The following is a 303-nucleotide window of genomic DNA, read 5'->3' as shown; positions in this document are numbered from 1 at the left end:
CGGGCGAGACGCCCACCCCACGAAGATTCTTCGCTTCAATCAGAATGACAGCGCAGCTTACCGTCCAGATTTTCTCGGCGGTGTATCATCAGTCGATCGCTTCCGACGGATCAGCACGCTCATCACCTGCTTCGGATTAGCTGCACGTTGTACGGGGCTCCAATCGCCCACTTCTGCAAATCCTAGTCGGTACAAAGTGAGTATGGTTTCCCTGACACCCTTGGGCCATTTGTGACAAGTTAAGAAAAAGTGCAAATTGTCAAGGGGGTAGACCAAAAAAGGTAAAATAGGATGAAACCTTTA

Annotated in this window: 1 protein-coding gene; it reads left to right on the top strand. The window is 49.8% G+C overall.

Annotated elements, in window-relative coordinates:
- A partial coding sequence (locus QUA16_RS33680; protein ID WP_333108755.1) for a hypothetical protein occupies nucleotides 1-235 on the top strand: 235 nt, incomplete at its 5' end.
- Between the last annotated feature and the right edge of the window lie 68 nt (nucleotides 236-303).

It is taken from the genome of Microcoleus sp. S13_C3 (genome assembly GCF_036700905.1).
In the GTDB taxonomy this organism is placed as follows: Bacteria; Cyanobacteriota; Cyanobacteriia; order Cyanobacteriales; family Microcoleaceae; genus Microcoleus.
The sequence above is the reverse complement of the archived record's forward strand: the minus strand, read 5'-3'. Positions and strand labels throughout refer to the sequence as shown.